Origin of the sequence: Streptomyces sp. NPDC014991 (assembly GCF_043080665.1) — a bacterium.
Classification (GTDB): Bacteria; Actinomycetota; Actinomycetes; order Streptomycetales; family Streptomycetaceae; genus Streptomyces.
The window spans coordinates 38,215-58,577 of record NZ_JBIBVY010000014.1 but is presented as its reverse complement, the minus strand read 5'-3'; the positions used below and the strand labels follow the sequence as shown (position 1 = coordinate 58,577).

Sequence of the window (20,363 nt, the reverse complement as noted above, 5' to 3'; positions counted from 1 at the left end):
GAGGATGGGGCAGCTGCGGGGCGTCTTCGGCGCGTTCACGCCGGTGCGGGTGACCGCCATCGCCAGCCTGACACCTCTTGAGGAGCTGGAGGCCGACCCCTTCCTGGTGGACTCGCGCAGTCAGCACGCGATGTGCGCCCACTGGGCCGCCGAGCACGGCTACGTCATCGCCCGCGAACTCCTTGTCGGCGGGCTGCGGTTCGACCACAGCGCGCTCTGGGACGGGGTACGGCCCGGCGTGGACCTGTTCGTGGCCCCCAGCCTCCGGGTGCTCCGGCGGGCCCTGTCGTCGGTGGACGAGTTCACCGCCGAGTGCGCCCGCCGGGGGGTGCGCGTGGAGACGGTCGGGCGGGCCGAGCCGTCGTACGACGCCCAGATGAAGGCACGGGTGCACCGGCGGCTGTCGATGCCCACGGCCGGCTACGACGGACGGTAGCGCCCGGAGGCCCGTCCCGGGCCCGGTCGGACCATGTGACAAGGTGGTCCCGGCCCGACAGGTCGAGCGGGCCGGGACGTGAGGGGTACGGGGCGTGCGGGGCCTACGAGACGTGCGGTGGCAGCGGACCGCCGGTCAGATCGGGCGGAGCATCGCCGTGTGGGCGGTCTCCACGGCCACCATGCTGGCCCTCGCCGGAATCCTGCCCGACTTCCGGCTCCAGTCCCCCGACGGCGACAGCGCCACCCGCATCGCCGTGACCGCCGCGTGCGGTGCCGGGGCCTTCGGTGTGCTCTCCGCCGTGGTCTGGCCGCTCCTCGTCCGGCTCCTGCTGCTCGTCCCCGCCCTCGTCCTCGGCCTGCTGGTCTTCTTCCTCAACGGCTCCCTGCTGCTGCTCGCCCTGTACGTCAGCCCCTCCGGCCGGGCCGAGGCCGCGCCCGAGACCGCTGTCATCGTGGCCGCCGTGATGTCCGCCGTCGCCTCCGCCACCGGCGCGGCCCTCACCGTCCGCGACGACGAGCCCTACCGGCGCCGCCTGCACCGCCTCGCCACCCGCGACCGCCGGGTCCTGCCGCCGTGCCCGAGCGCCCCCGGGCTGGTCTGTGTGCAGCTCGACGGCGTCGGGCACGACGTCCTCGTGGACGCGGTCCGCAAGGGTCTGATGCCGACGGTCGCCCGCTGGCTGTCCCCGGGGGACGGCATACCCCCGGGCGCCGTCGGGGGACAGCCGGCGGGCGGCGCACGGTCCACCCACCTCCTCACGCCCTGGCGCACCGACTGGTCCAGCCAGACCGGCGCCAGCCAGCTCGGCATACTGCACGGCAGTACCTTCGACGTGCCGGCCTTCCGCTGGTACGAGAAGGACCGGGGCGAGGTGATGGTGTGCAACCGCCCGACGAGCGCCGCCGAGCTGCAACGCCGGGCCGTCCTGCGCACCGGTGACGAGGGGCTGCTCGCCGTCGACGGCGCCAGCCGCGGCAACCTCTTCAGCGGCGGCGCCGGTGAACAGGCTCTCGTGCTGTCGATCGCGATCCGCCGCCGCGGCCGGGCGAACCGTTCCCGCGCCGGGTACTTCGCCTACTTCGGCGACCCCGCCAACGCCGTCCGCACCGCCCTCGGTTTCGTCGCCGAGGTGGCTCGCGAGATCGGCGAGTCGACCCGGGCCCGTGTCCGCCGGCAGCGCCCGCGGGTCGGCCGAGGCGGCCTGTACCCGTTCATCCGCGCGTTCGCCACCGTCATCGAGCGGGACGTCGTGGTCGCGGCGGTCATGGGTGACATGCTCGCCGGCCGCACCGCCGTCTACGCCGACCTCGTCGCCTACGACGAGGTCGCCCACCACTCCGGACCGCGCAGCCGCGACGCCGAGAAGGTCCTCCAGCGCCTCGACCGGTCCCTCGCACTCATCGAACGCGTCGCCGAACACGCCCCGCGCCCCTACCGGATCGTCGTCCTGTCCGACCACGGACAGAGCCCCGGCGAGACCTTCCGCGCACGCTACGGCCTCAGCCTCGGCGACCTTGTACGGGCCGGCTGCGGACTGCCCGTGCCCCGCCGGGCCGAACGCACCCGCAGCGGCGCCGAGGCCCGCGCCACCGTCCGCGCCGCACTGCGCCGGCCCGAGCGGGACAAGGGCGAGCACGTCCGCCCGGCCCGCGAGTCCGAACCGATCGTGCTCGCCTCCGGAAACCTCGGCCTGGTCTCCTTCCCGGACGTCCCGCACCGCATGACCAGGGAGGAGATCGACGCCCGCCACCCCGCGCTGCTCACCACCCTCGCCAACCACCCCGGCATCGGCTTCCTCCTGGTGCGCAGCGCCGAGCACGACGGCGTGGTGCTCGGCGCCGACGGCGCCGAGATTCCGCTGGCCCGGCTCGACGACGAGCCCGGCCCGCTGGCCCCCTTCGGACCCGGTGCCGCCGACGCCGTCCGCCGCACCCACTCCTTCCCGCACACCGCGGACATCATGGTGAACTCCGCCTACGACCCCGCCGACGGCGAGGTCCTCGCCTTCGAGGAACAGATCGGCTCCCACGGCGGCCTCGGCGGCGCCCAGTCCCGCCCGTTCCTGCTCTTCCCGAGGGAGCTGTCCGCACCGGTCGAGGACGGCGGGGAACCGGCCGGCGCCGAGCACGTGCACCGCGTACTGCGCCGCTGGCTGCGCGAACCGGACGGCCCGCAGGTGCCGCTCACCGCCGCCGCCGAGGAGGAACAGGCCGCCTGAGCCGGCCGCGTCCGCCGCACGACGTGCCTCCCGTTCGGGCCGCGTGGGCCGTCCGCAGCGTGCGACGAGCCCGGATGTGATCGGATAGGACCACGGGGAACCCCGTACGCGACTCTCGCGAAAGGAACCATCGTGGCAACCACGCGCACCGCGCACACCGTCTGGGAAGGCAACCTGCTCGAGGGCAACGGCGTCGTCACCTTCGACTCCTCCGGCATCGGCCAGCAGCCGGTGTCGTGGCCCTCGCGCGCCGAGCAGGCGAACGGCAGGACCAGCCCCGAGGAGCTGATCGCCGCCGCCCACTCCAGCTGCTTCTCCATGGCCCTCTCGCACGGCCTGGCCGGCGCCGGCACCCCGCCCACCCGGCTGGAGACCAAGGCCGACGTCACCTTCCAGCCGGGCGAGGGCATCACCGGCATCCACCTCACCGTGCGCGGCGAGGTGCCCGGCCTGGACGCGGAGAGCTTCGCCTCCGCCGCCGAGGACGCCAAGAAGAACTGCCCGGTCAGCCAGGCCCTGACCGGCACGACCATCACCCTGACGGCCGAGCTGGCCTGACGCTCGTCCGTCCCCGGATGCCGCGCCCCGGCGGGGGCGCGGCATCGCGGCTTCCGGGCGGGCTGCCCTGCCGTTCCCGTTCAGCCGTACACGGTCGGCAGGGCGGCGCACACCGCGTCCAGTGCGCCGGCGTACGGTGTGCCGTCCTCGGCCAGCCGTGCGCGCAGCCGCTCCAGGCCGTCGCGGTACTCGGTCAGCACGCCGGTGTCGCCGGTCCGCGCGGTGAACTCCAGCACCGCGGGCAGGAAGTCGGGCGGCCGTCCGCCGTCGCACACCAGGCCCTGCCGGCGGTAGAGGCTCTCGAAGCGGTCCAGGGACGTGAGCCGCGGGGTGGGGCCGTCGCGCCACCGGCTCAGGTACAGGCCGTGCCGGTGCCCGGCGTCGAAGAGCCGCTCGTAGTGGGCGGCCGGCTCCCGGGCCGGGGTGACGGCCGCTGGTCGGTGAACCCGCGCAGCTGCGGGGCGGCCTCGCGCAGCGGCGGCAGGCGGGCGATGAGGTCGTCGTCCGGGTAGGTCGGACAGAGGGCCGCCGCCTGGTGGAGCACCGCGTCCGAGGGCATCAGTTCTCCCGCACCGGGCCGCCCGTGCCGGGCGCGGCCGGGCCGGGCCGGGCCGGAGGAGGCGGCCGGCGGTGAGCGGGACCGCACCGGGGTCCCCGGGCGGTGTCTGCGAGTCCGTCACGTGCGCTCCCTCGGTCCGCCCCCGTACTCGGAACCTAGGGCCGCGTCCCGGAACGCACCCGTTCCCGGACCCGTACGGGTCATACCGGAAGGGGCGCGGGCTCACAGGCGCTCGCGGTACTCCCGCAGCAGTTCCCGCGTGCGCCGGCCGGACCCGGCCCGGGCCGTCATGTGATCCAACACCTCCAGGTGCGTGGCGACCTCGCGGCGCGAGTCCAGGTAGAGCGCGCCGGTCAGGTACTCGGTGAACACCATGTCCGGCAGTTCCGGCTCGGCGAACCGGAACAGCGTGAACGGCGCGTACGTCCCCGGGTGCGGGCCCGCCGCGAACTCGGCGATCTGGAGCGTGACCCGGTCGCGTTCGCCGTACTCCAGCAGCCGGTCCAGCTGGTCCCGCATCACCTGGGGCCGCGAACTCACCGGGCGTCTGAGCACCGTCTCGTCCATGATCACCCACAGGTGGGGCGGGTCGTCCCGCTCCAGCAGCCGCTGCCGTTCCATGCGCAGTGACACATGCCGGTCGATCGTCTCCGGCGAGGTCTGCCCGATCGTCCCGGCCTCCATGACGGCGCGCGCGTACTCCTCGGTCTGGAGCAGACCGGGCACGAAGTGCGGCTCGTAGGAGCGGATGATCCGGGCGGCGCCCTCCAGGCTGACGTACAGGCTGAACCAGTCGGGCAGCACGTCGTGGAAGCGCTGCCACCAGCCCGGCCGGTTCGCCTCCTCGGCCAGCCGCACGAACGCGTCGGTCTCCTCCCCGGCCACCCCGTAGGTGGACAGCAGCACCTGCACGTAGGGGATCTTCAGCGCGACCTCGGCCGTCTCCATCCGCCGCACGGTCGCCGACGCCACTCTCAGGACGCGGGCGGCCTCCTCACGGCTGAGCCCCGCCGCCTCGCGCAGTTCCCGCAGCCGTCTGCCGAGCACCACCTGACCGACCGTGGGCGCAGCCCGCCGTTCACTCACGCCACGCCCCTCCCCTGCACAACCGACGTACGCGGGCAGCAGTCTGTCATGTGCCGCCGTCCCGTATCCGTGCCCGGGGAGGCCGGCTGCCGGGCGGACGCCTCAACCGACGAGCGTGTGCAGGTACTTGGCGGTGGCGGGGTCCGCCGGCAGGAACGTCTCGATGGCGAGTTCGGCGACCGTGACGTCCATCGGCGTGTTGAACGTGGAGATCGAGGACACGAACGACAGGATCCGGCCGTCGTGCTCGATGCGCAGGGGCAACGCGAAGTACGGTACCGGCTCCACCGGTTCAGCGCCGGGCGGCTCCTCGGGCACCGGGTAGGCCGCCACCTCCTCGTACAGGGCGCGCAGCCGGTCCGAGCGGTGCAGGGCGATCTCCCGTTCCATCTGCGCCAGCAGGTGCCCGCGCCACTCGCGCAGGTTGCGGATGCGCGGCGCCAGTCCCTCGGGATGCAGGGTCAGGCGCATCGCGTTCGGCGCCGGCGTCATCAGCTCCTGCGGTACGCCCTCCAGCAGCATCGCGATGCCCCGGTTCGCGGCGACGACCGTGTACCCGGCGTCGACCACCAGCGCGGGGTAGGGCTCGTAGCCCCGGATGAGGCGTTCCATGCCGTCGCGCAGCGCGTCCAGCGCCGGGTCGTCCAGCGGGGTCTCCGGATAGCGCGGGGCGTAACCGGCCGCCAACAGCAGGGAGTTGCGCTCACGTACCGGCACGTCCAGCTGCTCGGCGAGCCGCAGCACCATCTCGTCGCTCGGCCGGGACCGGCCGGTCTCGATGAAGCTGATGTGCCGCGCGGAGGAGTCGGCGCGCAGCGCCAGCTCCAGCTGGGAGATCCGCCGCCGCTCCCGCCAGGCACGCAGCAACGGCCCGACCCCCTTGCCGGGGAGGGCGGCGGAGGCGGCCGGGGTCGACGCGGCGATCGTCATACCGCCGACCCTAGTGGAGGCGGCCGAGGTCATCGAGCGGCGGACCCGCCCCGACGCGTCGCCGTACCGCGCCCGCCGCCTCCCGTGGCAGGCTGGACCGCCGGGCCGTTTCCGGCACAGCCCCTCAGGACGCCCGCACCGCACCTCACGAAGGGAGCCCGGCCATGGCCGTGGAACCGCTGTCGCAGAAGGAGATCGAGGACCGGCTCGCCGAACTGCCCGGCTGGTCGGTCGACGGTGACCGGCTGACCCGCTCCTACCGGCTCCCCTCGCATTTCGCGGCGGCGGCGCTGGTCGTGCACATCGCCGGTGTCCAGGACGAGCTGGACCACCACTCCGACCTCACCCTCGGCTACCACACCGTGTCCCTCGCCGTGCACACCCACAGCGCGGGCGGCGCCGTGACCGCGAAGGACTTCGCTCTCGCCCGCAGGGTGGAGGACATCGCGCCGGGCCACGGAGCACACTGAGCGATGTGCTGGACTACGAGAAGGAAGCCGGCCGCTACGACGCCCTGCGCGGCGGCGAGGCCCGCGCCGCGGCTGCCGCGGGGGCCGTCCTCGGTCTGATACCGGGCGGCCCGGGCCGCCTCCTCGACGTCGCCTGCGGCACCGGGATCGTGACCCGGCGGTTCGCCGCCGCCCGCCCGGAACTGCGGGTGACCGGCGCGGACCTCACCCCGGCCATGGTCCGCACTGCCGCGGCCCGGCTGCCCGGCGCGATCGTCCGGGCCGACGGCCGCCGGCTGCCCTTCCGCGACGGCACCTTCGACGCGGTCACCACCGTATGGCTGCTGCACCTGCTGCACGACCCGCAGGACGTGCGGGCGGTGGTCGCCGAGTGCGCGCGCGTGCTGCGGCTCGGCGGGGTGTACGTCACCACCGTCGACAAGGCCGCCGCGCACGACGTCGGCAGCGACATCGACGCCGTCCTCGCCGCCCGTCCGCGCCGCCCCGCCGCGGACGCCGCCGGCGCCGTGACGGCCCACGCCCTCCGGCACGGGTTCCGGCCGGCGGGCCGCACCGCGTTCCACGGCGCCGGACAGGGCCGCAGCCCCCGTAGCACCATCGCCGACCTGCGCCGCGGCTGGTTCACCCTGCTGCCGCCGGGGGAGCCGCGCACCGAGGAGTTCGCCGCACGCCTGGCCGGACTCCCGGACCAGGACCGCCCGCGCCCCGACCCGCGTTTCGGCGTACTGGCCTTCCGGAGACCGAAGGACCGCGAACACCCCGACAACCCGCCCACGAGCGACGGGGACTGACGAACGGCCTGCTCGGCCTCTTCACGACGTACGTCGGACGGGACCCCCGCACGCGCACACGCCCCCATGCCCACGGGAGACGCCACGGCCCGGGCGTGTCCCGACCAGCTGTCGCGGCCGGCCGGTCGGGACACGATTCCGTCACGGGGTGTTCACATTCCGCTTCCTGGAGGGATCATTCAAGAATCAACAACACGTCCTTGGGGGGACCATGAGCGCAGATCTCACACCACCGCCCATGCCGGGTTACGGACCGGCGGTCCCTCCACCCGTGCCACCGGGGAAACCGCGCACCGCCGTGGTCGCCGTGGCGGCAGCCGCCGTGGCGGCCGTGGTATCGGCGGTGGTGACGGCGGGCGTCGCCACGGGCACCGAAGCCGAGCCGGCGCCCACCGTGACCGTCACGAAGACCGCCGCCGCGGTCGACGACGGCGCCACCCCGGCCGACGACGAGTCCCCGCCGGCGCCCGAGGACAGCGACGACGGGGTGTACGCCCTGGACGACACCGTCGTCTACGAGACGGACGCCGAGGTCAGTCTGTCGGGGTTCGAGCGGTCCGTCACCGGTGAGTACGGCGAACCCGGGAACACGTCCTATCTCCGGTTCACCGTGAAGCTCCACAACGGGGGCAGCACGACATTCGATTCGACCCAGCTCACCGTCAACTGCTCCTACGGGCAGGACGGCAGGAGCAGCGAGTCGGTCTTCGACTCGGACGCGGGTCTGGAGGGGGGCCCGGAGACCAAGCTCCTCGCCGGCCGGTCCCTCAACGTGCCTTGGGGCTGCGCACTCCCGAAGAACCAGAAGCTCGTCCAGATCGAGGTCACCCCCGACTTCGAGTCGGACGCGGCCATCTTCACCGGGACCGTCGGGTGACACGCCGGGCGGGGATGCGGCCGGGCGGGTGAGCGCCCAGGTCCGGTCGCCGAGTCCGAACGACTACGGGGTCGTGGGCGTCACGGGGGGATCGGGTCGCGTCCCGGGCGGGCGGACGCGCGGACCGGGCGGCCACCTGTGCGGGTGGTGGCCGCCCGGCCGGGTGGCCCCGTCGTCCGGTGACGGGGCCGTGCACGCGGAGCGTCAGCGGGGACTATTCGAGCAGCTCCGCGTACGAGCCCATGGCCAGGGCGATGTCCGCCTCGGCCCAGAACCGGTGGTACGTGAACACGGGCGCGGCGCCGCCCTTGAGGTAGGCCTCGACCTTCGACCAGTTCGGGTCGCTCTTGTAGAAGGACCGCAGTGAGGCGAACGTGGACGAGGAGTTGATCGCGTCGCCGTTCGGCATGGTGCCGGTCCAGCCGCTCGGCACGTACACGCTGTCGTCGAACCGGCTGTAGTCGCTGCGGGTCTCGGGGACGGCGATGCCCAGGCTGTCCTGGTGGTTGTTCCACATGCCGTCCAGCAGCGCCTTCGCCGTGGACCTGGCGGTCGCGTCACCGGACCTGGCGGCGTAGTACGTCAGGGTCTTGGCGTACGCGGCGGCCACGCCGACGTCCTCGGTGTAGTCGGCGACCGTCACGTGCAGCCCGCTGTTGGAGCCGGGGTTCGACGCGTTCCAGGTGTCGGGCCGGCCCGACCACTGGAGGGTGGAGGGGATCTTGAAGGTGCCGTCCGGGTTGACCGTGGTCTTGGACAGCGCCCACTTCACCCACTTGTCGAGGACCGCCTTCGCCTGGGCGTTCCCGGTCTGCTGGTAGTACTCGGCGACCCGTTCCATCGACCACGCCTGGAACCCGAACCACTGGTTGGAGGGCGGGTCGTGGTAGACGGGCGCTTCGTCGTAGTACATGCCGTAGAAGGTGGACGTGCCGGCCGGCGGGGTGGCGTACCGGCCCTGCCAGCTGTTGGTCGCGCCGCCCGCGATCGCGCCCTCGGACGACTGCAGCCACTGGTAGAACTCCAGCTGCCGCTGGAGCGACTTGCTCCAGTCGGTCGCGCCGGTCGCCGACTTGGGCTTCAGGTCGGCGTAGGAGCTGAGCGCGTACGCCGCGAGGGGGTTCTGGTAGCCGCCGTGGACGTGGCTGGAGCCGATGCGCCAGGCCCAGCCGGCGCTGGTGTCGTTGGCGCCGCCCCAGGCGTAGTACCAGGACAGCAGGTAGTGCGAGGCGTCCTTGCCGGTGCCGGCGGCGCAGGACGAGGGTCCGACGCAGTTGCCGATCTTCTTGAAGTACTTGTCGTACATCGCGTACCGCAGGTAGTCGCCCATCTTCGCGGCCTTGGAGACCGTCGCGGAGACGTCACCGCCCTTGCCCTGCGCCTTCGCCCACACGTCGGCCCAGTACGCGGCCTGCACGGCGCGCGCGTCCGCGTCCGGGGCGTCGGTGTACTTCCACTGCCTGGCGTAGGAGGAGTCGCCGGTGAACAGGTCGAGGTAGCCGTTCTTCCCGCCGTACTTGAAGGCGTCGCAGGTGGGCTGCGGCACCGTCTCCCAGACGGACTCCTGCGGCCCGCGCTGGAAGGTGTTGATGTACGACGGTCCGGTGGCCGTCGGTCCGGCCTCGCACCTGCCGGGCTCGTCGCCGTAGCCGTAGACGTTGTCCACGTCCTGGATCCAGTGCATGCCGTAGACGTCGTCGGTGCCGTACGCGCTCTTCAGCTCGCCCGCTATCGGGTCCGGGCCCACCGACACGGACGTGTCGAGCTTCGCCGGGTACTCGTTCGGCGTGTCCTGCTCGGGTGCGTACGTCGCCGGCTTGGAGGCGTTGTAGAAGGAGTTCGTGGGCTGGTCGGCGTGGGTGGGGATCATGTACTTCTCCATGACGTCCCACGCGCCGTTGAACTTCGACCAGTCGCCGGTGACCTTGCCGTACATCGCCTGGAGCCACAGCAGGTAGCTGTACGCCTCCGACGTGCTCTCGTGGCCCTGGTCCGGGGCCTCCACGATCAGCGTCTCCACCGAGTGGTACGGGATGCCCTCGGGGGAGAAGTAGCCGTTGGCCGGGTTGGTGATCTTCCCGTACAGGTCCAGGAAGCGGGCGTCGTACGCCTTGGACGCGGGCAGCTCCGTGACCGTGACCGTCGCCTTGGTGTGACCGGTGGCCGACGCGGTGAAGGTCGCGGCGCCGGTGCCGGAGGAGTCCGCCGTGATGGTCACCGGCTGTGCGGTGTTCCAGTTCGACCGGGTGAAGGTCAGCGAGGAACCGCCCGTCACGGACAGGCCCGTGTTGCCGTCGGTACGGGCCGTGCTCACCGTCACGTCGGCGCTCGGCTGCGTCGACAGCTTCACCGAGAACGTGCCCGACTTGCCCTGCTGGACGCCCAGTTGGGCGGGCGAGGCGACCACGGCGGGTCCGGAGGCGACCGTGATGCCGACGGGGGTGGACGCGGCGGACGCGCCCAGGCTGTCGTACGCCTTCGCCACGAGTGAATGGCTGCCCGCGGCCAGGCTGGAGACCGCGAGCGAGTAGGGCGCGCTCGTGTCGGTGCCCAGCAGTGTGGTGTCGTCGTAGAACTCCACCTTGGCGATCGCCGCGTTGTCGGCCGCCGCCGCGGTCGCCGCGAGCGGCACCGCCTCGCCCTGGGTGTAGACCGCGCCCGCGCTCGGGCTGGTCAGTACGGTCACCGGCGGCTGGTGGGCGCCGGTGCAGGCGGTGCCGTTGACCGCGAAGGACGTGGGGGCGGTGTTGGTGCCGCTGTAGGTGAACTGGGCGCCGGTGGAGACGGCGGCGCCCGCGGCGACGGTGCCGTTGTACGAGGCGTTCTTCACGGTGACCGTCTGGCCGGACTGGGACCAGGTGCCGTTCCAGCCGTTGGACAGCTTCTGGTTGCCCGTGTAGCCGTAGGTCAGCGTCCAGCCGTCGAGGGCGGCGGTGCCACGGTTGGTGAGGGTGAGCTCGGCGGTGAAGCCGGAGCCCCAGTCGTTGGTCTTGTAGTCGACGCTGCACTGCACGGTGGCCGCGTGCGCGGTCTCCGTGCCGGTGGCGAGCATCGACAGCGGCAGGGCGAGGGCGGCGGCGACCGCGGTCCACAACCGCCGCCAGGCTCTGCTCTTGCGTCCGGGATCCATGGTGCTGGTTCCTCCTTGCGGCGTGCGGCTGGGGGAGAAGTCAAGGCTTGAACCAGTGGGAGCGCTCCCATAGTGGGGACGAGGGCGGAGGCGGTCAAGATGCTTGAAGAGTCGAAAAGATTCGACGGATCCGGTCGTAGAAAAGTCGAGCAACTCCCCTGGGCACGGCGGCGACTTGGCGCTACCTTCCATCGCACCAGTGGGAGCGATTCCGTTCAGTCGACGCGTCCGTCACGGCGCGCCAAACTGCAAGGAGTCGCTCATGCGACACCCCCCGCGTTCAGTACTTTTAGCCGCCGCGGGTGCGATCGGGCTCGTCACGAGCGCGGTCGTCCCCGTGGTGTCTGCCCAGGGAGCCACGCCCGCGTGCTCGGTGGAGTACTCCGTCACCAGCCAGTGGGACAACGGCTTCCAGGGATCGGTGAAGATCACCAACAACCGGGCCGCGCTGAGCGGCTGGAAGCTCACCTTCGACCTCACCGGCGGGCAGAAGGTCACCCAGGGCTGGAACGCCTCATGGTCCCAGTCCGGCACCACCGTGACCGCGGCCAACGAGAGCTGGAACGGCGGGCTCGGCACCGGCGCGAGCGTCAGCGCCGGGTTCCTCGCCTCCTGGTCGGGGAGCAACGCCACGCCCACCGTGTTCAAGCTCAACGGCACGACCTGCGACGTGGACACCGACCCGACCCCACCACCCACGACCCCACCACCCACGACACCACCCCCGTCCGGCGGCACCGCGCCCGCACTGCACGTCTTTGGCAACGCACTCGTGGACGCCGGCGGCCGGGCCCGCCGCCTGCTCGGCGTCAACCGCTCCGGCGGCGAGTTCATGTGCGTGCAGGGCTACGGCATCTGGGACGGCCCCGTGGACGACGCCGCCGTCAAGGCCATCGCCGACTGGAAGGCCGACGCGGTCCGCATCCCGCTCAACGAGGAGTGCTGGCTGGGCCTCGCCAATGTCAAACCCGAGTACGCCGGCGCCAACTACATCACCGCCGTGAAGGAGCTGGCGGCCCGCGTCGAGGCGCACGGCATGACGCCGATCCTCGAACTGCACTGGACCCACGGCCAGTACACCGGCAACTCGGCCGGCTGCTCCGACGTGCACGCCACCTGCCAGAAGCCGATGCCCGACATGCAGTACAGCCCGTCGTTCTGGGCGTCGGTCGCGAACACCTTCAAGGACGACCGGGCCGCCGTGTTCGACCTGTTCAACGAGCCGTACCCGGACCGGGCGGCCGGCAGTGCCACGGACGCCTGGAAGTGCTGGCGGGACGGGGGCACCTGCCCCGGCATCTCCTACGAGGTCGCCGGCATGCAGGACCTGGTCGACAGCATCCGCGCTACCGGCGCCAGGAACGTCATCATGGCCGGCGGTCTGGCGTACTCGAACGACCTCAGCCAGTGGACGGCCTACCAGCCCAGCGACCCGGCCGGCAATCTCGCCGCCGCCTACCACGGCTACAACTTCAACACCTGCTCGACCGAGAGCTGCTGGAACTCCACGCTCGCCCCGGTGGCGGCCCGAGTGCCGCTGGTCGCCGGGGAGATCGGTGAGAACACCTGCTCGCACGGGTTCGTCGACCAGGTCATGAAGTGGTTCGACGCCCACGACCTGTCCTACCTGGGCTGGACCTGGAACACCTGGGACTGCTCCTCCGGGCCGTCCCTCATCTCCGCCTACGACGGCACACCCACCGCGTACGGCGCCGGGCTGCGTGACCACCTGCGCGCCCTCAACCCGTAAGCACCCGCACCCACGGACTAAGGAAACCCGCACCCATGAGTCGTACCCGAACAACACTGCTGGTGGCCCTCGGCCTGCTCGCCGGAGCCTCCGGGACGGCGTTCGCGGCCCTGCCGGCCGGTTCCGCCGACGCCGTCGCCGCCGCCGTGCCCTGCACGGTCGACTACAAGATCCAGAGCCAGTGGGACACCGGCTTCACCGCCGCCGTGACCGTCACCAACAACGCCGCGGCCAAGTCCAGCTGGGCGGTGAAGTGGTCGTACGGCGGCACCCAGAAGGTCACCAGCGGCTGGAACGCCAAGCTCACCCAGAGCGGATCCGCGGTCACCGCCGCGAACGAGAGCTACAACGGTGGCCTCGCGAGCGGCGGTTCGGTCAGCTTCGGCTTCAACGGCACCTACAGCGGCACCAACTCGGTCCCCGCCACGTTCACGCTCGACGGCGTCACCTGCAACGTCGACGGTGGTGGCGGCACGGGCGGCGGCACCGGCGGGGACACGGGCGGCGGTACCGGTGGCGGTACCGGCGGGGACACCGGTGGCGGCACGGGCGGCGGAGGCGGCGGCGGGGACACCGGCAGCCGCGCCGACAACCCCTACACCGGCGCCAAGGTCTACGTGAACCCGGAGTGGTCCGCCAAGGCCGCCGCGGAACCGGGCGGCAGCCGCATCTCCAACCAGCCCACCGCGGTCTGGCTCGACCGGATCGCCACCATCAACGGGGTCAGCGGCAGCATGGGCCTGCGCGCCCACCTGGACGAGGCCCTGAAGCAGAAGGGCTCCGGCAACCTCGTCGTCCAGCTGGTCATCTACGACCTCCCCGGCCGCGACTGTGCCGCCCTCGCCTCCAACGGCGAACTCGGCCCGAACGACATCGACAAGTACAAGTCGCAGTACATCGACCCGATCGCGTCCATCCTGGCCGACGCCAAGTACGCGGGCCTGCGCATCGCCACCGTCATCGAACCCGACTCGCTGCCCAACCTCACCACCAACGCCGGCGGCACCGCAGGCAGCACCGAGGCCTGCGCCACCATGAAGTCCAACGGCAACTACGAGAAGGGCGTCAGCTACGCCCTGGACAAGCTGGGCGCCATCCCGAACGTCTACAACTACATCGACGCCGGCCACCACGGCTGGCTCGGCTGGGACACCAACCTCGGCCCCGCCGCCCAGGAGTTCTACAAGGTCGCCACGACCAACGGCGCCAGCGTGAACGACGTGACCGGCTTCATCGTCAACACCGCCAATTACAGCCCCACCAAGGAGCCGTACTTCAAGGTCACCGACAGCGTGAACGGGCAGACCGTGCGCCAGTCGAAGTGGGTGGACTGGAACCAGTACGTGGACGAGCAGTCCTTCGCCCAGGCGTTGCGGGACAAGCTGGTCTCGGTCGGCTTCAACTCCAACCTCGGCATGCTGATCGACACCTCCCGCAACGGCTGGGGCGGCGCCGCCCGGCCCACCAAGTCCGGCCCGCTGACCTCCGTCGACGACTACGTCAACGGCAGCCGCACCGACCGGCGCATCCACGTCGGCAACTGGTGCAACCAGAGCGGTGCCGGACTCGGCGAACGGCCGACCGCGGCCCCCGCGGCCGGGATCGACGCCTACGTGTGGGTGAAGCCCCCGGGGGAGTCGGACGGAGCCAGCTCGGCCATCAACAACGACGAGGGCAAGGGCTTCGACCGGATGTGCGACCCCACCTACGGCGGCAACGGCCGCAACGGCAACAACCCCTCGGGCGCACTGCCCAACGCACCGCTGGCCGGGCACTGGTTCTCCGCCCAGTTCCAGCAGCTGATGCAGAACGCGTACCCGGCGCTTCCTTAGCCGGGTGAGGATCCGCCGGGGCCCGACCCCATCGGCCGGGCCCCGGCGGACCGCGCCCTCCGCTCCGTGTGCCGTCCCGGAGGCCGTCGCCGGTGGCGGCCCTGCCGGGACGCACCCGGTTTTTGCCGTACCGGCAACGACAGTGGCTCTCGTCCGGTGTGCCGTCGCACGCTGATTCCATCCGGAAGAGAGGCTGACCGCCATGGCGCACGACCACCACGACCACCACGACCACCACGACCACCACGGCACCGCACACCAGCACGGCCACGGGCACGGGCACGGCACGGACATCGACTGGAACGAGCTGGGCCCCCTGTTGGAGACGCAGGCGGAGCTGTTCACCCCCGTCTACGAGCAGGCCATGGCGTGGCTCGCGGAAGAGGTGACCGAGCCGGGCCTGATCGTGGACGCGGGCAGCGGCCCGGGAGTCGTCTCCTGTCTGTTCGCCGAGACGTTCCCCGGCGCCCGGGTCGTCGCCGTCGACGGCACCGCGCCGCTGCTGGAGCGCGCCCGGGCCCGGGCCGCCCGTCAGGGCGTCGCCGACCGCTTCGACACACTCGCCGGTGAACTGCCCGGCGTACTGGATGCGCTGGACCGGCCGGCCGGCCTGCTGTGGGCCAGCCGCAGCCTGCACCACCTCGGCGACCAGCGCGCCGGGCTCACGGCGTTCGCCGGGCGGCTCGCCCCCGGCGGCACACTGGCCCTGCTCGAGGGCGGTCTGCCCTCCCGTTTCCTGCCCAGGGACATCGGCATCGGCCGTCCCGGACTGCAGGCGCGGCTGGACGCACTGGAGGAGGAGTGGTTCGCGCGGATGCGTGCCGACCTGCCCGGTTCGGCCGCCGAGACCGAGGACTGGCCCGCCCTGCTGACCGCCGCCGGCCTCGGCCGCACCCGCACCCGCACCTTCCTGCTCGACCTGCCCGCCCCGGCCGACGGCAGGACCCGCGGCTACGTCGCCGCGCACCTGTCCCGGCTGCGCGACGGCTTCGGCGACGCCCTCGACGCCGGGGACCGGGCCGCCCTCGACCGGCTGCTCGACCCGTCCGACCCGGCGAGCGTGCACCTGCGGCCGGATCTGTTCGTCCTGGGCGCCTACACGGTGCACGCCGCGGTACGGCCGGCCTGACGGATCGTCAGCGGGCGCAGGGTCAGTTGTTCGCGATGAACTGCTGGGCCAGCTGGTTGCCGAGGGTGACCGCGGCGCTGTGGCTCTCGATGGGGGAGACCTTGGAGTTCTTGAACAGGATGTAGGTCACGCCCGAGTCGGTGCCGCCGGTCGCCGGGTCGGGGTCGATGCCGAGGGCCTTGGCGGTGGCGTACGACGCCTCGCCGATGATCTTCGAAGGTCCGGTGTCGCCGACGACGGCGTACTCGACCTTGTTGTTGTGGATGACCGCGACCACGCCGCCGCCCTTGATGCCGGCGTTGGAGTAGTTCCAGATGCCGCTGCTGCTGGGCACGACGACGTACGGCAGCGTCTCCGCCTTCAGTGGCTTGCCGTCGGACTGGTGGAAGGCGGTGTCGTCCTGGTACCAGGGGTCGCGGTCCTCGTTGCAGTTGGTGGTGCGCTGGCCGTCGCAGTCGATGTCCAGGTCCGCCTTCCAGAACACCGCCCCGTTCTTGCCGCACACGGGGACCGTGGCCGACGTCTCCTCGTCTGTCTGGTACTTGCCGTTGGAGACCTGCGAACAGGACGTCACCTTCGAGAGCAGGTCGGCGGCGCTGACCGTGCCCTCCTGCGCCGACCTGGGCGCGGGGGTGGCTGAGGCGTGCGCGGGCAGGAGCCCGGCGGCGAGCAGGGCGGCGCCGGAGGACGCGGCGAGGGTCAGAGTGCGTAGACGCATGGGAGGACCTTTCTGTTAGGAAAGTTTCCTTACCAGATTCCCTCCACCGTGCCCGGCCGCCATGCCCGCGTCAAGCGCTGGAGTGCGAACGGCTTAATCCCGAGCGTTGCGGGCCTTCGCCGCACCCGTGAGACTGGAGGAGTCGGATGTGCCGTACCTGGTCCGGCGGTGCCGGGCGGCCGCAGTCCCCGGGAGGCGAGGCTCATGTTCGTGCGCACGGTGTACGCGACCGGCGATCCGGCACTGCTCGACACGGCCCTGCGGTCCCTGAACAGCGAGGGGCGGGTCCTGCTGGAGGAACGCCCCGGATACCGCGGGGCGAGCGTGTTCGCGGACCGGGACCTCGGCAAGATCCTCACGGCGAGCTGGTGGGAGACCGAGGAGGCGCGCCGGAACAGCGACGAGGTGATGCGCGAGCGGCGCGCGGGACTTCTGGAGCCGTTCGCGGGGACGGTGGCGGTCTCCACCTACGAGGCGGTGGTGGTCCACCACCTCGCACACCCCCTCCAGGGCGGCGGACTGCGGGTCACCCGGCTGGAGTTCGACCCGCAGGACGGAGACCTGGTCATCGACACCTTCCGGGCGACGGTGGTGCCGCGGGCCGAATCCCTCCCGGGGCTGGCCAGGATGTCCCTGCTGATCGACCGCGTGGGGGGCCGGGGCGTCGCCGGCGCCCTGTTCAACGACCGCGCCTGCATGGCCGCGTCGCGCGCGGCCATGGCGAGCGCGCGCCACGCGGCGACCGCGAAGGCGCACGCGGACGTGGTCGGCCTGGAGGAGTTCGAGGTGGTGTACGCGGACGCGCGCCTCGACTGAGCGCCCGAGCCGCCCGCAGTGCGGAGCGGTGATGCGCATACGGCCGTGCGCCCCGCTGCTGCGCGGGCGCACGGCCGCCGTGTGCTGCCGCGGTGCCGGCCCGGGTCCGGGCCGGTCTGGTCGGATCCGGGGGATCAGGCCATGTCGAAGGCGGCCGGGTCGGGACCCAGGCGCCGGTCCTCGTCGAGGGCGCTGATCGCCGCGAGGTCCTCGTCGTCCAGGTCGAAGTCGAACACCGCGATGTTCTCCTTGATCCGGGACGGCGTCACCGACTTCGGGATGACGATGTTGCCGAGCTGGACGTGCCAGCGCAGCACGACCTGGGCGGGGGTGCGGTCGTGCTTCCGCGCGATCGCCACCACCGCGGGCACCTCCAGCAGGCCCTTGCCCTGGCCGAGCGGCGACCAGGCCTCGGTGGCGATGCCCCGCTCCGCGTGGAACTCGCGGGCGGCCTGCTGCTGGAGATGCGGGTGCAGCTCGATCTGGTTGACCGCCGGGACGACCGAGGTCTCGGAGGTCAGCCGGCGCAGGTGCTCGGGCAGGAAGTTGGAGACGCCGATGGCGCGGACCCGGCCGTCGGCGTGCAGCTTCTCGAACGCCTTGTACGTGTCGATGTACTTGTCCCGGGAGGGCAGCGGCCAGTGGATCAGGTACAGGTCGACGTAGTCGAGACCCAGCTTCTCCAGCGACGCGTCGAAGGCGCGCAGCGTGGAGTCGTACCCCTGGTCGCTGTTCCAGAGCTTGGTGGTGACGAAGACGTCCTCACGGGGCAGGCCGGACGCGGCGATGGCCTTGCCGGTGCCCTCTTCGTTGCCGTAGATCGCCGCGGTGTCGATACTGCGGTACCCGGCCTCGAGCGCCGTGGCGACGGCCCGCTCGGCCTCGTCGTCCGGCACCTGCCAGACGCCGAAGCCCAGCTGGGGCATCTCGACGCCGTTGTTGAGGATGATCGGGGGGACCTTGCTGCTCACGAGCCTCTTGATCCTTCGTTTGTCGACAGGTGGTACTGCCATGCTCAACGATCACGGGCCGTCATGCATTCCTGACCACGCGATCCGATCCCATCCATGTCACGCGTCACACCCGTGAGAGGCCCCTCACGCCTGGTACAGCGCCTCGACCTCGCGTTCGTACGCCTTCTCGATGGCCTTGCGCTTCAGTTTCAGCGACGGCGTCAGCAGGCCGTGCTCCTCGGTGAACGGCTGGGCCAGGATGCGGAAGGTGCGGATCGACTCGGCCTGGGAGACGAGGGTGTTCGCGGCGACCACCGCCCGCCGCACCTCGGTCTCCAGGTCCGGGTCGCGCACCAGCTCGGCCGGGGCCGGTCTCGGCTTGTTGCGCATCTGGAGCCAGTGGGCGACCGCTTCCTGGTCGAGGGTGACCAGGGCGGCGATGTACGGGCGGTCGTTGCCGACGACTATGCACTGGCTGATCAGCGGGTGGTCGCGGACCCGTTCCTCCAGCGCGCCCGGGGAGACGCTCTTGCCGCCGGAGGTCACCAGGATCTCCTTCTTGCGGCCGGTGATGGTCAGATAGCCGTCCGCGTCCAGGGCGCCGAGGTCCCCGGTGGCCAGCCAGCCGTCGTGCAGGGTCTCGTCGGTCGCCTTCGGGTTGTTGAGGTAGCCCTGGAAGACGTTGCCGCCGCGCAGCCAGATCTCCCCGTCGTCGGCGATGTGCACGGTGACGCCCGGGACGGCCTGCCCGACGGTGCCGTAGCGGGTGCGCTCGGGCGGGTTGGCGGTCGCCGCGGCCGTGGACTCGGTCAGGCCGTAGCCCTCGTAGATCTGCACGCCCGCGCCCGCGAAGAACAGTCCGAGCCGGCGGTCCATCGCCGACCCGCCGGACATCGCGTTGCGCAGCCGGCCGCCCATCGCGGCGCGGACCTTCGCGTACACCAGCTTGTCGTACAGCTGGTGCTGCATCCGCAGCCCCGCCGACGGGCCGGGCCCGGTGCCCCAGGCCTTGGCCTCGACGGCCTCCGCGTAGTGCACGGCGATGTCGACGGCCTTCTCGAACGCCCCGGCCCGGCCGTCCCTCTCGGCCTTGCGGCGAGCCGCGTCGAAGACCTTCTCGAAGATGTAGGGGACCGCGAGGATGAACGTCGGGCGGAACGCGGCCAGGTCGGGCAGCAGGGCGGCGGCGTTCAGCTGCGGCTGGTGCCCGAAGCGGACCCGGCCGCGGATCGCGGCGACCTCCACCATCCGCCCGAAGACGTGCGCCAGCGGCAGGAACAGCAGGGTGGACGCCTCGTCGCCCTTCTTCGAGTGGAACACCGGCTCCCACCGCCGGATGACGGTGTCCGCCTCGAACATGAAGTTGCCGTGCGAGAGGACACAGCCCTTGGGCCGGCCGGTGGTGCCCGAGGTGTAGATGACCGTGGCGACCGAGTCCGGGGTGACCGCCTGCCGGTGCCGGTGCACGACCTCGTCCTCCACGTGGGCCCCGGCGTCGTACAGCTCCTGCACGCAGCCGGCGTCCAGCTGCCACAGCTCGCGCAGACGGGGCAGCCGGCCGATGACCGTGGCGATGGTCATGGCGTGGTCCTCGTGCTCGACGACCGCCGCGGAGACCTCGGCGTCGTGCAGCATCCAGAAGCACTGCTCGGCCGAGGACGTCGGATAGACGGGCACCACCTGGGCGCCGATCGTCCACAGGGCGAAGTCGAACAGGGTCCACTCGTAGCGGGTGCGGGACATGATCGCGACGCGGTCGCCGAAGCGGACGCCACGGGCGAGGAGGCCCTTGGCGAGCGCCATGACCTCGTCGCGGAACCCGGCGGCGGTCACGTCCCGCCACTGCCCGGAGGGGTCCTTGCGGCCGAGGGCGATGCGCAGCGGGTCGGTCACCGCCTGCTCGAAGACGACGTCCGCCAGACCGCCGGCCGGCACCGGCGACTCCAGCGGCGGGTTGGTGAACTCGCGCAACCTCGCTCCCCGTGTCTCGCGCCTCAGTGACGTTGGCCGGCACACCGCCGTCAGGCCGTGAAAGCTACCCCACCCGGTCGGTATACGGGAGGGGTACGGAAACGTAGCAAACCTCACGTTCTTCCCGGCCGGGGTC

The 20,363-nt window shown here is 71.9% G+C and carries 16 protein-coding genes and 1 pseudogene; 10 read left to right on the top strand and 7 right to left on the bottom strand.

Going from position 1 to position 20,363, the window contains the following annotated elements; translation table 11 throughout:
• Nucleotides 1–4 precede the first annotated feature (4 nt).
• From ACF1BE_RS22130 to ACF1BE_RS22120, 3 genes are all read left to right on the top strand, one after another.
• On the top strand, nt 5–436 hold the full coding sequence (locus tag ACF1BE_RS22130; RefSeq protein WP_392200725.1) for a hypothetical protein: 432 nt from the start codon (nt 5–7) through the stop codon (nt 434–436).
• Nucleotides 437–530: 94 nt separating this feature from the next.
• Nucleotides 531–2,657 (top strand): phage holin family protein, encoded by a 2,127-nt coding sequence (locus ACF1BE_RS22125; RefSeq protein ID WP_392200724.1) that lies wholly within the window; start codon nt 531–533, stop codon nt 2,655–2,657.
• 132 nt (nt 2,658–2,789) lie between these two features.
• A complete protein-coding gene (locus ACF1BE_RS22120; protein WP_392200723.1) occupies nt 2,790–3,215 on the top strand; it encodes an OsmC family protein in 426 nt (141 codons plus the stop codon).
• A gap of 80 nt (nt 3,216–3,295) precedes the next feature.
• Here the strand turns inward: ACF1BE_RS22120 and ACF1BE_RS22115 are convergent.
• The 3 genes and pseudogenes from ACF1BE_RS22115 to ACF1BE_RS22105 all read right to left on the bottom strand — a co-directional run bounded on the left by ACF1BE_RS22115 (nt 3,296) and on the right by ACF1BE_RS22105 (nt 5,790).
• Nucleotides 3,296–3,774, bottom strand: a pseudogene (locus ACF1BE_RS22115) (nitrate reductase molybdenum cofactor assembly chaperone).
• 222 nt (nt 3,775–3,996) lie between these two features.
• Nucleotides 3,997–4,860 carry a helix-turn-helix domain-containing protein gene (locus tag ACF1BE_RS22110; protein ID WP_392200722.1) on the bottom strand — a complete coding sequence of 288 codons (864 nt, stop codon included), beginning with the start codon at nt 4,858–4,860 and terminating at the stop codon, nt 3,997–3,999.
• A 102-nt stretch (nt 4,861–4,962) separates the two neighbouring features.
• The gene (locus ACF1BE_RS22105) at nt 4,963–5,790 is read right to left on the bottom strand and encodes a helix-turn-helix domain-containing protein (RefSeq protein ID WP_392200721.1); all 828 of its coding nucleotides are present in this window, start codon (nt 5,788–5,790) and stop codon (nt 4,963–4,965) included.
• Nucleotides 5,791–5,954: 164 nt separating this feature from the next.
• Here ACF1BE_RS22105 and ACF1BE_RS22100 point away from each other — a divergent pair, with 164 nt between their 5' ends.
• The 3 genes from ACF1BE_RS22100 (at nt 5,955) to ACF1BE_RS22090 (ending at nt 7,928) form a co-directional block, all read left to right on the top strand.
• Nucleotides 5,955–6,260 carry a 4a-hydroxytetrahydrobiopterin dehydratase gene (locus tag ACF1BE_RS22100; RefSeq protein ID WP_392200720.1) on the top strand — a complete coding sequence of 102 codons (306 nt, stop codon included), beginning with the start codon at nt 5,955–5,957 and terminating at the stop codon, nt 6,258–6,260.
• 5 nt (nt 6,261–6,265) lie between these two features.
• On the top strand, nt 6,266–7,051 hold the full coding sequence (locus ACF1BE_RS22095; RefSeq protein ID WP_392200719.1) for a class I SAM-dependent methyltransferase: 786 nt from the start codon (nt 6,266–6,268) through the stop codon (nt 7,049–7,051).
• Nucleotides 7,052–7,322: 271 nt separating this feature from the next.
• The gene (locus ACF1BE_RS22090; protein ID WP_392200718.1) at nt 7,323–7,928 is read left to right on the top strand and encodes a hypothetical protein; all 606 of its coding nucleotides are present in this window, start codon (nt 7,323–7,325) and stop codon (nt 7,926–7,928) included.
• Nucleotides 7,929–8,142: 214 nt separating this feature from the next.
• Here the strand turns inward: ACF1BE_RS22090 and ACF1BE_RS22085 are convergent, their stop codons facing one another.
• A complete protein-coding gene (locus tag ACF1BE_RS22085; protein WP_392200717.1) occupies nt 8,143–11,058 on the bottom strand; it encodes a glycoside hydrolase family 48 protein in 2,916 nt (971 codons plus the stop codon).
• A gap of 262 nt (nt 11,059–11,320) precedes the next feature.
• Between ACF1BE_RS22085 and ACF1BE_RS22080 the strand changes: the two genes are divergently transcribed.
• The 3 genes from ACF1BE_RS22080 to ACF1BE_RS22070 all read left to right on the top strand — a co-directional run bounded on the left by ACF1BE_RS22080 (nt 11,321) and on the right by ACF1BE_RS22070 (nt 15,769).
• Nucleotides 11,321–12,808: a cellulose binding domain-containing protein gene (locus ACF1BE_RS22080; RefSeq protein ID WP_392200716.1), complete on the top strand. Its 1,488-nt coding sequence runs from the start codon at nt 11,321–11,323 to the stop codon at nt 12,806–12,808.
• A gap of 35 nt (nt 12,809–12,843) precedes the next feature.
• Entirely contained in the window at nt 12,844–14,640 is a 1,797-nt protein-coding gene (locus tag ACF1BE_RS22075; RefSeq protein ID WP_392200715.1) for a glycoside hydrolase family 6 protein, read from the top strand.
• Nucleotides 14,641–14,842: 202 nt separating this feature from the next.
• Nucleotides 14,843–15,769: a class I SAM-dependent methyltransferase gene (locus tag ACF1BE_RS22070; RefSeq protein WP_392200714.1), complete on the top strand. Its 927-nt coding sequence runs from the start codon at nt 14,843–14,845 to the stop codon at nt 15,767–15,769.
• A gap of 22 nt (nt 15,770–15,791) precedes the next feature.
• On the opposite strand, the gene ACF1BE_RS22065 is transcribed toward ACF1BE_RS22070, so the two are convergent.
• On the bottom strand, nt 15,792–16,487 hold the full coding sequence (locus tag ACF1BE_RS22065; RefSeq protein ID WP_392200713.1) for a glycoside hydrolase family 75 protein: 696 nt from the start codon (nt 16,485–16,487) through the stop codon (nt 15,792–15,794).
• A gap of 204 nt (nt 16,488–16,691) precedes the next feature.
• Between ACF1BE_RS22065 and ACF1BE_RS22060 the strand changes: the two genes are divergently transcribed.
• Nucleotides 16,692–17,303, top strand: coding sequence for an antibiotic biosynthesis monooxygenase family protein (locus tag ACF1BE_RS22060; RefSeq protein WP_392200712.1), 612 nt, complete (start codon nt 16,692–16,694; stop codon nt 17,301–17,303).
• Nucleotides 17,304–17,437: 134 nt separating this feature from the next.
• On the opposite strand, the gene ACF1BE_RS22055 is transcribed toward ACF1BE_RS22060, so the two are convergent.
• Nucleotides 17,438–18,274, bottom strand: coding sequence for an aldo/keto reductase (locus ACF1BE_RS22055; protein WP_392200711.1), 837 nt, complete (start codon nt 18,272–18,274; stop codon nt 17,438–17,440).
• A gap of 126 nt (nt 18,275–18,400) precedes the next feature.
• Nucleotides 18,401–20,227 carry an AMP-dependent synthetase/ligase gene (locus ACF1BE_RS22050; protein WP_392200710.1) on the bottom strand — a complete coding sequence of 609 codons (1,827 nt, stop codon included), beginning with the start codon at nt 20,225–20,227 and terminating at the stop codon, nt 18,401–18,403.
• Between the last annotated feature and the right edge of the window lie 136 nt (nt 20,228–20,363).